Annotated in this window: 4 protein-coding genes; all 4 read right to left on the reverse strand. The window is 70.4% G+C overall.

Annotated elements, in window-relative coordinates; all coding sequences use genetic code 11:
- Nucleotides 1-24: 24 nt before the first annotated feature.
- The 4 genes from IE251_RS21555 to IE251_RS41720 all read right to left on the reverse strand — a co-directional run bounded on the left by IE251_RS21555 (nucleotide 25) and on the right by IE251_RS41720 (nucleotide 13,366).
- The gene (locus IE251_RS21555) at nucleotides 25-2,226 is read right to left on the reverse strand and encodes an endonuclease (RefSeq protein ID WP_189754641.1); all 2,202 of its coding nucleotides are present in this window, start codon (nucleotides 2,224-2,226) and stop codon (nucleotides 25-27) included.
- 183 nt (nucleotides 2,227-2,409) lie between these two features.
- The gene (locus IE251_RS21560; protein ID WP_189754642.1) at nucleotides 2,410-3,030 is read right to left on the reverse strand and encodes a hypothetical protein; all 621 of its coding nucleotides are present in this window, start codon (nucleotides 3,028-3,030) and stop codon (nucleotides 2,410-2,412) included.
- Between the two features lie 310 nt (nucleotides 3,031-3,340).
- The gene (locus IE251_RS21565) at nucleotides 3,341-3,673 is read right to left on the reverse strand and encodes a hypothetical protein (protein WP_189754643.1); all 333 of its coding nucleotides are present in this window, start codon (nucleotides 3,671-3,673) and stop codon (nucleotides 3,341-3,343) included.
- Nucleotides 3,674-13,366, reverse strand: coding sequence for a polymorphic toxin type 30 domain-containing protein (locus tag IE251_RS41720; RefSeq protein ID WP_189754644.1), 9,693 nt, complete (start codon nucleotides 13,364-13,366; stop codon nucleotides 3,674-3,676).
- Between the last annotated feature and the right edge of the window lie 242 nt (nucleotides 13,367-13,608).

Consider the following 13,608-nt stretch of genomic DNA (forward strand, 5'->3'; position numbering starts at 1 on the left):
TCAGGGCCTTCCGGTCTCTGTCTGTCAGGGCCAGACGCCGGAGAAGTCGATGCTCCGAGCCCACTCCGGGTGGTCTATCAGGGGGTTGCGGTTCCCCTGTATCCCCGCGATGGCCGCGTTGCGGTGCAACTCGTACTCGGTCACGGGTTCGCTCTCGTGCCACTCCAGGAGGATGGGCAGCCGCTCCTCGGGGAACTCCCGCGCGCTGTCCCCGACGAGGCCGGGGTACCGCAACAGGAAGTACAGGGTGGCCCGGGCGACGGCTCCCTTGCTGTGCTCCGGTTCGAAGCCGCTCTTCTCGCGCATGCCGCAGTCGTCCCGCACGGCCTCGTCGAAGCCGGGGAAGTCCATGTAGGGGTAGTTGCCGCGGAAGCTGTTGCACGCCGGTTCGCACGCGAACAGATGGTGCAGATCACCCCGCATGGGCTCCCGCTTGGCGAACCAGGACTGCGGGACCACGTGCTCGCAGTTGAACGGCAACGACGCCTCCAGTTCGTCCAGTTCGGCGGCGAGCTCGTCGGCGCTCGCCGCGCTCTCCCGCAGCAGGAACTCCTGCATGCCCCGGAGCCGGGACGCCTCGGCGGCGGCGTCCGCGCGGATGAGCTCCTCCGCGGTGAAGGTCCTCCCCGAGTAGACGCTGTGCAGGAGGCGGTCGGGATGGAGGTCGACCCACGGGTAGACCATGCGCGCCGGTTTGTAGGAGGGGCGGGGCCCGTGGGTCTCCTCCAGCAGCGCGGTCAGTGCCTGCCGCAGCGGCTCGCCGTACGCGTCGGCGTCGACGTGCGCGTAGTAGGCGTCCCGCGCGGCGCGGTCGGCGTCGGGGACGTAGTAGGCGCGCGCCTCCCCGAGCCGGAGGCTGAGCAGGGCCGCGTCCAGGTCCTGTGCGACGGCGTCGGCGACGACGGAGCTTCCCGCCGCCCGCTCCGCCAGGGCGGGGCGGGCGCCGTCCGCGGCCACCGCGGTCACCCGCGGGCCGGTGAACCGGCCGGGGCCGCGCTGTTCGGGCGCCGGCGCGTCGACGCCCACGGTGATCCGCAGCGGGACGGTGATGCCGACGGTGGTGCCGGGGGTGAGCGGCGCGGAACCGTCCGGCACGAATCCGTCCGGCCCCGGCTTCGCCGCCGTCGGCGGCGCGCCCTCGGGGTGCGGCCGGTCCGGCGGCTGGAACAGTTCGTCGCGCAGCCGGGCCGCGTTCCCGGTCAGGGTGAGCCGGCTCAGCGCCTGCAGCACGCGGCTGACGCGCACTCCCTCGTTGGCCTTCCACGCCAGGCGGTGCTCGCCCATCCCCGGCCGCCAGGGTGTGCCGTCGGTGGCCAGGGGGCGGCCGTCGGCATCGGTCTCCGGCACGGCCGAGTGGTGCAGCGCGACGACTTCCCACTGGTCGTTGAAGACGGGGGATCCGGAGGAACCCGGCGCGGTGTCGGTCACGTAGTGGACGAACCGGTCCAGCAGGTCGACGATCTGGTTCTCGCGCAGGGCGAGTTGTTTGGGTTCGCCGTTGGGGTGCTGGATGATGTTGACGAATTCCCCGACGATGGCCTTTCCTTGCGCCCCGTCCAGCGGCAGCCAGCCGTAGCCGGCGAGCCGCGCGCCCTCCTGGTTGCTCTCGGCCACCGCGACGACGGTGAAGTCCAGCTCACGGTCGGTGGCGAAGAACCCGTGGGGATCGATGCGGAAGGTCACCGGAACCAGCGGGCGCCCGTCCACGCCCGCCTGGAAATCGAATTCGACGACGGCGTGACCCGCTTCCTCCGGGCTCCGCAGTACGTGGTTGTTGGTGAGGAGGAGGGAAGGGGACACCATGAAACCGGTGCCGTAGTGCCCGCCCTCCGGTGTGCGGACGGCGACCCGTCCGATCGACCGGGCGGCCAGGTACCCTCCCTCCAGGAAAGCCACTCCGGTGAGGTTGTTGCGTCCCATGAGGCGTTCCAGGCCGAGGAGATCGGCGCCGAACGCGTCCGGTGACAGCGACAGCGTGCTGCCGGTCGTCGTGGCGGGTTGCGTCGGTATGTGTTCGATCGCTTTGGCGAGCGACCAGTCGGCGTTCAGTCGCGCCAGCCGCTTCTGGACCCGGCCGGGTTCGTCGGCGTACAGCACGCCCCGGCTTTCGAGGGTCCGGAGAGTCTCCTCTCGCTGCGGGGTCCGGTCGCCGAAGCGTCGCGCGGCCTTCTCCAGCTGCGCCAGGTAATCCGTTTCCGCTTGAGGAACGTGTTCCACGGTGATCATCGAAGGTCTCCCTCGCTCCGCTCCCCTCCCCCATTGTGTCCACCGGTCACCGGTGATTTCTTCTCGTACGGGTGGTCACCGCTTCAATGGTCACCTGGTCAACCGAGCTCGTGCACGACGCAGGTGTCCGGCGGGTCCTCGTGGATCCGCCGGACACGTGGGTGACGCTGTGTGCTCCCGGTGTCAGTGAGCGTGCTCGCGCGTCCTCGGGTGGACGGTGGGCGGCGCGGTGTGCCGGGAGGGTGCGAGCTCGGGCGCCTTCTCCCGGGCGCCGTGGAAGCTGGTGACCGAGGCGTACTCGTAGCCCGACCAGACGTCGCCGCCGCGCCATGCGGAGCCGTCCCAGACGTAGGCCGCGGCGAGCGTGCCGTAGTAGCCCTGCCCGCAGGACTGCCACCCGCCCCAGTCGAACACCAGCTCAGGCCCCCAGGGTCCGGGGAACTCGCCGCCCGTCTGGCCCGTGGCGCCGAACTTCCAGTCGCTGGTACGGCACACCGTCCAGGCGGAGCCGTTCCAGTGGTAGACGGTGGCCCGCGTGGCGGCCCAGCCGTCGGGCCTGGACAGCCCGGTGCCGCATCCTTGGGTGAGCGCGTAGGTGTGGGAGTACGCGAGGTTGCCGGACAGCGCGCCGGGGCGCTTGTGGTCGATTCCCGCGTCACCGCGGACGCACAGGCCGGGCCCGTTGTACACGGTGACCCCTCTGGCCCAGGTCCACGCGTTCGCCGGCTGTGTCCAGACGGCGGCCACCAGCAGGGCGACGGCCGTGCACAACAGAGCCCTCAGAGTCAGGCGGATTGCTGCCATGGTCCCTCCGTTCGTCGAGGCGCCTGCGCACCCCCGCGAACCGTTCCGGACGGCGCGATCGGTTCCGCCGGGGAACCGGTCGGAAAAGGAGCGTCGGCGGGATGCGCCGGGGACGGGTGACGTGGCCGGCGTACTCACGGCCCCACGGGGCGGGGTGCTTTCGGGACTGCGCACCAAGTGACCCCGATCGGGTGAGCCTCCTTCGGCTCACCGCCTCTCACGATAAGTGACCCGGTCGCCCGACGCCTGTCGGCAGGCCCCCTCCCGAAGTCGCCTGTGGGAGGGGGCCTGCCGCCTTGGAGTCCCGGTATCACATGAAGGAATCCCTGATTTCCTGGACGTAGGAGGTTTCAGACGGGTCCAGGTCCGCCGGCGGGATTTCCAACAACGGGGCTACATCGTCGCGCGATACCGACCGTGGGTCGAAAATTTCCGCAACCGCGTTCAGCTGAGCTTCTCTTGCGGCCGGATTTTCCTCGGACGGCGCCATGACGGCAAGAACCCGTACGACAACCCTCGCCTCCAGCGCATCGAACGACTGTGACCAGTCACAAACGTTCTCAGCACCCTCTTCGCGCTCTTCCGGCAACTCTGAAACGATCTTCTCGAGCAGCCCTGCCAGCCTGGGTCGACCGATACTCATCTAGAGCCCCGGGAACTGCGAAGGCCATGGAATGTGAGTGTTGTTTGCCGCCTGCTCATTGTAGTTCGGACTGTCCGGGTTGTGGACGTTCCGGTGATAGAGGTTTCCAGCTTCATCTTGATACTGGTTTCCGATCTGGACGCGATACGTTTCACCGGTAGCCGAGTTCGAACCGGCCGGCGCTCGCCCGTCAGGACCATGAATCCTCAAGCGGACGGTCTTGTCGTCGGCGTTCTTCCACTTGAACTCGAGGCCGTACTGCGATCCCCCCCTCGGATCCGGCTTGAGCTCGCGCACGCTCGCGTGATCGGGAACGATGCTCATGGGATCCTTGCCCCGCAGGTCATAGCCACCGCAGTTGTGCACCAGGACCGGCGTGGCCCCGGCGAGCACATAGTACGTGTGGGCCCTGTCGACCGTCAGGTTGTAGACCGCTGCCTGCTGGGTCCAGGCGGTGACCGCTTCGATCTTGACCTGGGTGCCCGAGCCGGTGCGGAGCCACTCGCCGGGGCGCAGTTCTCCGGCCTTCAGCCATTTCTTCAGGTCCGGGACCCAGAAGGGGTGGCCCTCGGTGGCCGTGATGGTGTCCGTCGCCCGGCCCCGGTCGCCGTCCGTGTCGATCGTGACCTTGACGAGGTTCTTCGCGCCCTTGCCCTCGATCGTGGCGGTGACCTTCTCCTTGGAGGTCTTTCCGGTCGTCGGGTCGGTGGCGAGGACCTCGTCGCCCTCCTTCACCTCCTCGATCGGCTTGCGGCTGCCGTCGGCCATCACCACTTGCGTACCGGGTACGAAGCTGTTGCCGCTGGCGAGGGAGGCGACGTCCCGGGCGGTGGAGACGCACTCCCCGATGGACTCGGCCTCGTCGAGGACCTTCTTGCCCTTCTCCGCCGCCTTCGCGATCTGGTCCGCGTACTTCGCCGCCTTCGCCGTCATCCGGCCGGCCTTCGCCGCGCGGACCGCCGCCGCGCCGGCGCCGCCGAGGACGATGCCGCCCACGGTCGCCGCCGCCCAGGCGCAGGACTCCATGTCGCCCGTGGTGACACAGTCCTTGATGTCGTTGAAGCCGGTGACGTCGCCGACGAAGTTGCCGACCGTCTTGACGTCGTCCCAGACCTCGCCCCAGTCGACCGCGTCCGAGACGGTCTCCACGACGCTGCCGACCTGCTTGACGACCTCGTCGCGGATGGCGTCCGCGGCCTTGGCGGCGTCGGCGACGACCTGGACGGCCGCGCCGACGATGATCGCCGGCAGGTTCGGGTCGGCCGTGACGATCGCCTTGCCGACGGCGATCAGCGGTTTGGTGGCCGCGACGATCGCCGGGATCGGGTTGTGCCGGGCCGCGAAGGAGGCCGCCTGTCTGGCCTTCTGGGTGAGGTAGACCTTGGCCTGGTACGCGGCCCTGATGGCCTGTCTCGCCTTCTCACGGGCCCACTGGGTGACGCCGGTCTTCTGGCCGACCCACTTGACCGCGTTGACCGTGGCGTCGACGACCGTCTTCAGGCCCGACTTGCGGTACACCCAACTGGCGCCCTTGCCCACGTACTTCAGGGCCAGTTTGAGCGCCGCGCCCGGGTTGTTCCACGCCCACTGCACGCCGTGCCAGACGGACTTGGCGGTCCTGGCCGTCCAGCTCGCGCCCTGCCGGAACTTCTTGACCGTCCAGTTCGCGCCCTGGCGCAGCTTCTTGCCCGTCCAGCTCGCGGCCTTGCTGCACCAGCCGCAGCTCGGCCAGTGGCCGTCCGGGTCGGTGTAGTCCAGCGGGGCGCCGGCGCCGTAGGTGTAGCGGTTGGCCAGGATGGAGGCGCCGGAGTCGTAGAGGTAGGAGTCCCGGGAGTCGAAGCTGCCGGTGCCCGGGTCGTACCAGCGGGACTGCATGTTGACCTGGTCGGTGTCCGGGTCGGTCCAGTCGCCCTGGTACCCCGCGTTGCCGGCGGTACCGGCCGTGCCGGTCGTGCCGAGCACCTGGCCGAACGGGTCGAAGGCCGTGGACTCGTCCAGGGCGGAGGCCGCGCCGTCCGCGGCGGACATGCTGCCGACGACGTCGCCGTGCTTGTCCTCCAGCGTCAGCCGGGCCGGGCCGCCGCCCTCGGCGACCGAGAGCAGTTCGTCCGCCGCGCCACGGCCGTACGTGGCGGTCTGGTCCTTGACCGGGTCGGGTGCGAAACCGGCGTAGGAGAAGTCCGTGCCGTTGCGGGACGCGATCCGGTCCAGCGAGTCGTAGGTGTACTCCGTGCCGGACTCGCCCGCCTTCACCAGCCGGTCGAAGGCGTCGAAGGTGAAGTCCTCCTTGAGGCCGGAGCTGGTGCGCGACGCGAGGGTGCCGCGTGACGTGTAGTCGTAGGTGTAGTCGCCGTCGGACAGCAGCCGGTTGCGCTCGTCGAAGGTGGCGGCCTTGTCGCCGTTCTTCACGCGGTTGCCGCTGTCGTCCCAGCCGTACGCCGTCGTCCTGCCGTCGGCCGTCCAGGAGGTGAGGCGGCCGGCCTGGTCGTAGCCGTAGGTGTTGGTCCCGGCCTTCGCGGTGCCGGCCGTGGTCTTCGACGTCAGCCGGTCGTCGTCGTCATAGCCGTAGTCGGTCGAGGCCATCGTCTGGCCGGCGCTGTTCTTGAGCGTGTCGGTGTCGACGCGGCCCAGGTCGTCGTAGGTGAGGCCGCGGGACTGGCCCGCGCCGTAGTCGACCTTCTTCAGCGCGCCGGCGCCGTCGTAGGCGTAGGTCTGCCGCACACCGGTGAGCGGGTCGGTCGCCGAGGTCAGCTGCCCGCCGGCGTAGCCGAAGAGCGCGGTTCCGGCCGCGTCGGTGCGGCTGGTGAGCCGGCCGTCGCCGTCGTACTCGTACGTGGCGTCGCCGAGCGGGCCGGTCGCCTTCAGCAGCGCGCCCCGGTCGTCGTACTCGTAGGTGTTGTCGCCCTTCGGGGAGGAGGCCCTGGTGAGCCGGCCCGCCGCGTCGTACTGGAACTGCCTTTCGGCGGTGGCCGCCGAGGTGCCCGTGCCGGTCTCGCGGACCAGCTGTCCCGCCTTGTCGTAGGCGCGCTCGCGGACCACGCCGCCCGGGGCGGTGGCCTTCACGGGCTGCCCGGCGGCGTCGTAGGCGGTGGTCCAGGTGCGGGCCTGCGGTGCGGGGTCGCGGTCGGTGGCGGGTTCGATCACCGACTCGGCGAGGCCGAGCGAATTGAACGTGTAGACGGTGGAGTTGCCGCGGCCGTCCGTGTAGCGGGTGCGGTTGCCGAGCGCGTCGTAGCCGAAGGACGTGGTGATCGACTTGGTGTCGGAGACCGGCTCGGTCTGGCTGGTCAGCCGGTTGAGGGCGTCATAGGTGTAAGTCGTCGTGCGGTTCAGCGGGTTGGTCGAGGTGACCAGGTTGCCCGCCTTGTCGTAGCCGTAGCCGGCCTTGCGCAGCAGGTTGCCCGCCGGGTCCAGGTCCTGGTCCTGGACGAGCTGCCCGAGCTGGTCGTAGATCTTGGCCGAGGTGCGGCCCATGCCGTCCGTGCGGCGGACCTCACGGCCCTCGGCGTCGTAGCCGAGCCGGGTGACGACGCCGCCGGGCTCCTCCATCCGGGTCAGCTGGCCGAGGCGGTCGTAGGCGAACCGGCTCTCGGCGCCGCTCGGCGAGATCTGCCGCACCACGTTGCCCGCGTCGTCGTACTCGTTGCGGGTGGTGAAGGCGCCGGGCCGGGGCCTGCGCTCGATCCGCGTGGTGGTGACCGGGCGGTCCAGGTCGTCGTAGGTCGTCTCGGCGCGGGCGCCGCCGGGGTCCGTGACCGACAGGATCTCGCCGGTGCGGGTGTAGGTGTACGTCCACTGGCCGCGTTCGTCGCCCGTGCCGACGGGGACGTCCTTGACGGTGAGCCGGTTCTGGCGGTCGTAGCGGAACCTGGTCACGCGGCCGAGCGGGTCGGTGCTCTCGGTGACGTTGCCGAGCGCGTCGTAGGTCTGGGTGACGGTCGGGGCGACGGTCTCGGTGGAGCCCGGCGCGGTGTAGGCGGGCGCGGTCTCGGTGACCGGGCGGCCCAGCCGGTCGTAGGCGGTGCGGTTGAGGTTCCCGAGGGCGTCGACCGACTCGGTGACCGCGCCGAAGGTGTCGTAGCCGGTGAAGGTGGTGGGCCGGGTGGTGGTGGGCGCGGCGCCGCCGGACTCGGTCGGGACGGCGGGCGCGGTGACGGAGACCGGCCGGCCGAGCTCGTCGTAGCCGTACTCGGTCTTGTTGCCCGCCGGGTCCGTCTTGGAGGTGGCGAGCCCGCGCTGGTCGTAGGTGTAGTCGGTGGTGCGCGAGTCGGTGCCGTTCTCGACCGTCTCGTGCACGACATTGCCCGCGTCGTCGTACTCGTAGCGCACCGAGTCGCCGCTGACGCTCACCGGCCAGGGCACGTTGGACGGGGCTCCGCTGGAGGCCGTCGTCAGCACGTTGCCGGCGGGGTCGTAGGTGTACGTCGTGCGGCGGGCCAGCCCGTCGGGGTCCGTGACCTCGGACTTCACCCGGCCGACCAGGTCGTAGGTGTACGCGGTGACGAGCGTGCCGTTCGCGGTGGTCTCGGTCAGGACGTTGCCGGCGCCGTCGTAGGTGTCGGACTCCACGAGGATGTCGCGCTTGGTGCCGTCGGGGTCGTGGAAGTCCTTGAGCGTGATCGACTTGACCAGGTCGTCGCCGTAGTACTGGTAGACCAGCGAGCGGCCCATCGAGTCGGTGTGGCGGACGAGCCGGCCGCTCATGTCGTAGGCGTAGGACTGGAGGACCGTGTAGTCGTCGTCGCCGCCGTCGTCCTCCCAGTCGCGCAGCCGGGTCTCGGCCAGCATGTTGCGCGCGGTGTAGACGTAGTCGAAGTGGTTGCCGTTCGCGTCCACCATCGAGGTCTTGTTGCCGAAGACGTCGTAGGTGTAGGCGGTTTCGTTGCCCTCCGCGTCGGTGACCAGTTCCGGGCGGCCGCGGTCGTCGAGGCCGAAGGTCATCACGCGGGTGGCGTCGCCGCCCAGCAGGTCGCTGATCTCGGTGCGCACCACGTTGCCGTCGGCGTCGTAGTCCGTGGTGGTCCGCTGCTGGTGCCGGCCCGAGGTGACGGCGTTGGTCGCCGGCGGGTCGGTCAGGGTGCGGACCCGGGAGAGCTTGTCGTAGGTGAAGGCGGATGTCGTGCCGGCCGGCTGGGCGTCCGTGACGACGGTCTCGGTGAGCTTGCGGCCCAGCGCGTCGTAGGTGTACTTGGTGACGCGGCCGGACGGCTCGGTCACCCAGGCCAGGTCGCCGTTCTTGTAGTACTGGTAGCGGGTGATCTTCCCGCGCGGGTCGGCGGTGGTGAGCGGCAGGCCGGTGGGCGTGTTGCCGCCGCCTATGGCCGGCTCGGCGCCGGTGGTGTACGTGTTCCTGGCCGTGCCGCCGTCGGGCGCCGTCTGGGTGAGCAGCGCACCGCTGGTGTTGTACGTGTACTTGGTGAGGTAGCGGTTGTCGGTGGGGCCGGTGGAGCGGCCGTCGCGGGTCTCGGCCGGCTGGTCGGCCCGCAGGTCGAAGTCGCCGGTGGTCGTCGGGTAGGTGGTGTACGAGGTCTGGCAGTCGCCGGCCGCACGGCAGGTCGTCCGGCTGGTGACGTTGCCCCGGTCGTCGTAGCCGAGGGTGACCTTGTCGCCGTTCTCGCTGGTGATCCCGGTCTGGAAGCCGTTGTCGTCGTAGGTGAAGGAGCGGATGGCGACGCCGTCGACGGGGTAGCGGATGAAGTCCGGTCCGTCGCCGCTCCGGCCGGGTGGAGTCGTGCAGAAGGCCGGGTCGCCCGGGTCGGGCTGGGTGCAGACCTGGCCGGGGTCGGTCGGTGACGGGGACGGGGTCGCGGTGACGGGCTCCCGGGCGCCGAGCGCCATCGGCTCGCCGTAGCGCAGCAGCCGCGAGGACAGGCCGTCGTACTCGTAGAAGTACGGGGCGTCCATCGGGTCGCGCACCTCGACGGTGCGGCGCAGGTCCCTGTCGTTGCCGAAGACCGCGGGTGTCCCGATCCGCCAGGTGCCGCCGTTGCGGTCGGTGTACTCCTGGACGCGGTCGCGGGCGGTGTCGTACTGGACCTCGGAGGCGGTGCGGCCGCTCGGCAGCGTCGTCTTCGTCAGGACGTCGGCGGTGCGGCCGCCCTCGCGGTAGTGGGCGGTGACGGCCGCCGTGCCCAGCGGGTGGTGGTAGACGGCGACGTCGTCGATGGTGCCCGCGAAGGACCTGGCGGCGGTGGAGCCCCAGCCCGGCCAGGAGGCGGGGGTGGTGGCGTGGGCGGCGCCGATCTGGTTGTAGGTGAGGTTGCCCTGGAGCGGCTGCTTGCCGGTGAGGGTCCCGGAGAGTTTGCCGTCCAGGTAGAGGCTCTGGGTGGAGCCGGACAGCGACAGCACCGCGTGGTGCCACTGGCCGTCGTTGACGTTCTTGGTGATGTCGGTGACCGGCCCGGCCGTGCCGGTCCAGAACTGGCCGCGGAGCTTGCCGTCGGTGCCGACGTACAGCAGGGGGACGCCGGTGCCGGGGGTGGTGCCCCAGGCCTTGTCCTGGTAGCCGACGAGCGGGCCGCCGACGCCGCCGGCGATGGTCTTGAACCACACCTCCACCGCCGCGTCACGGCTCTTCTTCAGCGTGCCAGGGGGCAGGTCGACGCGGGAGGCGGTGCCGTTGAAGGAGGCGGCGGTGCCGGGGTCGCCGCTGATCGCGCCGGCCGCCTTCAGGGTGACGTTCTGGTAGGTGCCGCGGTCCTTGCCGAGGTTGGCCTCGTTGGCGCTGTTCGCCGCGGTGCCCTCCTCCTCGCCCAGGCGCCAGTAGGACTCGGGGCGGGAGTCGAGCACGGTGGTGGCGTAGTGGCTGCCGGTGCCGTAGGTGTACTGGGTGCAGCCGTTCAGCGGGTCGCAGACCTTGTCCAGCAGGTCGCCGGTGTAGCTGTACGTCCAGGTGAGCGGGGCGCCGTCGACCGGGGTGGTCTGGACCCTGGTGACGTGCGCGCCGGTCCAGGTGAAGGTCAGCGAGCGCGCGGTGCGGTTGTTGGTCGCGGTCACGAGCTTGCCGGCGCTGTAGGTGTAGGTGACCGAGTTGGAGTAGGCGTCGGTGATCTTCGCGAGCAGACCGGTCGTGCTGAAGTCGTACGTCGTGCCGGACTTGTCCTGGAGCCTGTAGGTGCCGGCCGTGGAGTCGAAGGTCAGCTTGGCGAAGCGCCCGGGCGGCGGGGCGTAGGTCCCGTCCGCGTTCTTGCCGAAGCGGACGTCCTGGCCGTCGGGGTAGCGGATGACGACATTGCCGCTGCCGTCGTCGTCCGGGGTGAGCCGCATGTCGAAGCGGGTGGTCCAGCCGGCGCCGAAGGCGAGGTCGCGCCGGGGGTCGAGGCTGTTGTACGTACGGATGAGGGTCAGGTCGGGGCCGACGCCGGCGAGGGAGGCGTCGGTGGCGCTCGCGGTGTAGTTGCCGACGTTCGGGTCGTACTCCTTGCCCTGCGCCCCGGAGAGCCGCGAGGTGATCTCGGGCTGCGGAACGGTGGCGACCAGGGCCACCTGCTGGGTGGGGACCTCGTTGGACGCGTCCTTGACGAAGCCGCGCCACAGATAGGTCTTGCCCCACTTCAGCCGGCCGGCGGGCACCGGGTAGGCCGAGTTGGTCTGGTAGGCGGAGGTCGTGCAGGCGGCCGGTTTGCCGTCCTTGTCCGCCTCGCAGATCTCGAACTTGTACTGGAGCGAGGACCCGGGGGGCGCGTCGATGTCGACGCCGGCCGCCCACAGCTGCGGGGTCAGCGTCTGGGCCTGGTAGCCGTTGGGCGGGAACTGCTCCTTGACCACCGGCGCGATGTCGAAGACCTGGATGGTCAGCCGGCCCGGCGGCACCTGCTCGTCGGTGAAGACCTTGCCGCCCTGGCGCACCATCGTGAAGTCGAGCATGTAGACGCCCGGCGGGAGGGCCTTGATGGTGGCGTCGACGGTCGCCTTGGCGCCGTGGGCCACGTTGCCGGTGAGGCTGCCCGCACGCTGCTGGGTGACCAGCTTGCCCTTCTTGTCATAGGCGCGGTAGGCGAGGTAGTAGGTGGCGGGCGTCCAGGTCTCGGCGCCCTTGTTGGTGACGGCCACCTTGACCTGGCCGGCCTGGTTCTGCAGCACCGGCGGGTCGGGGACGGGCTTGGGGAAGCTGTACGACGCGCTGTACGGGGAGTGTGTGACGTACAGCTTGGGCGGGTTGGCCGTGCCGGGGCCGGTGAACTTCTTGAACGCGAGCGGGTCGGTGGCCGAGGCGCGCAGGGACAGGCCGTAGTTGGGCTGGGTGCCGTTGACCCAGCGCTGCACCAGGTCCCGGCCGCCCTTGCCGAGGTCGAACAGCTCACCGGCGGTGGGGCAGGCGGACGCCGACTGGCCGAAGCCGATGTGGCCGTAGGCGAAGGACTTCGAGGCGAGGGCGCCGCCGACGGCGGGGCCGGGGTAGGCCGTGCCGCTGCCCGCGGTCCAGGACTCGGTCACGGGGTGGACGGAGACGGAACGCGGCTTGCAGGAGGCCGAGTCGTAGTTCACGACCTGGAGCTGCGCACCGAAGATCTGGTGGTACTTGAGCTCCTCGTCGAGTCCGGGGAAGCCGAGGTAGGCGGCGGTGGCGCCGTTCGGCCCCTTGCCCACCTGGAGTTCCTTGGCGTCGGTGCCGGAGCCGCCGGCCGTCATGGCGGTGGAGGCGGTCGTGGTGTCGACGGAGGGGTCGATGCGGACGGGGTAGGCGCGGGCCGGGTCGGCGAGCCACTCCCGGTCGGCGGTGACCTTCAGCGCCTGGCCGCCGTCCTGCCCCTGGACGAGTTCGTAGGAGACGGCGTGGGAGACGGACCGGGCGGCGTCCTCCATGAAGCCGGCCGGGATCACGGCGCGGGTGCGGCCCTCGGCGTCGGTCAGCAGAATCGATTCGCCATGGGCTTCGGCGGTCAGGCCCTTCAGGCGGAGCGGGAAGACGAAGCTGTTCGGGGCGGTGGCGGACTTCAGGACGAGGGTCTCCTTGGCCCCGCCGGCCCGCGCGTCCAGCCAGAGATCGGTCCCGGGGAGCACCTGCGCGTAGGCGGCGCGGGTGCCGTCCGCGTGTCCGGCCACGGGTGCGGCGCCGCTCAGCCCGTACCCGAAGGACTCGCCGGAGGGCAGCGTGACGGAGGCCAGCACATCGGCGTCGGCCCGGCCCGCGAAGCGGACGGCCACCGAGTCGGCGGTGTTGGCCCAGCCGTCGCCGCTGTCGTTCTCGGTGAGGGAGCTGTCGATGCCCCGCCAGTCGCCGTGCCGGTCACGGTAGTTGAGGGGGCTGGTGGAGATCTCGGTGGTGCGGGTGCCGTCGCTGTTGGCGTACGTCCGGCTGTGGGCGTCCCGCCGCTCGACGATCTCCTTGCTCGTCCCGCGGTCGAAGCCCTTCACCCGCGCGGGCGGCGGCGTGGTCACCTCGGCCTTGTTCTTCCGCACCACGGGCCGGGCGGCGGGCGCGCCCTTCAGGGGGTACTTGGCCCGCAGGGACCGCGGCGCGTCGTCGTTGTGCCGGCCGCGCACGAGGTGGCCGAGCCCCTCGGCGCTGCCCCACCGCTGGGCGGGGCCCTCGGCAGCGGCCGGGTCCGCGGGGAAGAGCGGGATCCCCCCGTCGGCGACGGCGAGCGCCCCCATGGCCATGACCGCCACCATGGCGAGCGCGACGGCCCTGCCCCACCGGGTGCGCAGCAACCTGGCCGGCAGGAATTTGCGCGCGCGTATTCGATACACCGGCACAGTCCCCCCACGGAAAACACAAAGAATTGAGGGGAGCCTGACGGTCCGCCGGCCTCTTTGTCGACCCGTTGCCCAGAGCATTCATCTGCGCGTGATCTTTCCGTGACCATTCCGACCTGGACGAATGCGGCCATCCACGGCGCGAGTCGGCCATGAGGGGGATAAATTCCCGAACTTCCCCACGGAATCTTCATGTTCATGGAATCGAAAGCTCCAAGATCATTAAGTTCATCTTT

The sequence above is a fragment of the Streptomyces eurythermus genome, assembly GCF_014649115.1.
GTDB lineage: Bacteria > Actinomycetota > Actinomycetes > Streptomycetales > Streptomycetaceae > Streptomyces > Streptomyces eurythermus.

Bases quoted from the DNA above. Each gene is read 5' to 3' on its own strand.
- IE251_RS21565 (WP_189754643.1), bottom strand. From the start codon at position 3,673: ATGAGTATCGGTCGACCCAGGCTGGCAGGGCTGCTCGAGAAGATCGTT.
- IE251_RS21560 (WP_189754642.1), bottom strand. From the start codon at position 3,030: ATGGCAGCAATCCGCCTGACTCTGAGGGCTCTGTTGTGCACGGCCGTC.
- IE251_RS21555 (WP_189754641.1), bottom strand. From the start codon at position 2,226: ATGATCACCGTGGAACACGTTCCTCAAGCGGAAACGGATTACCTGGCG.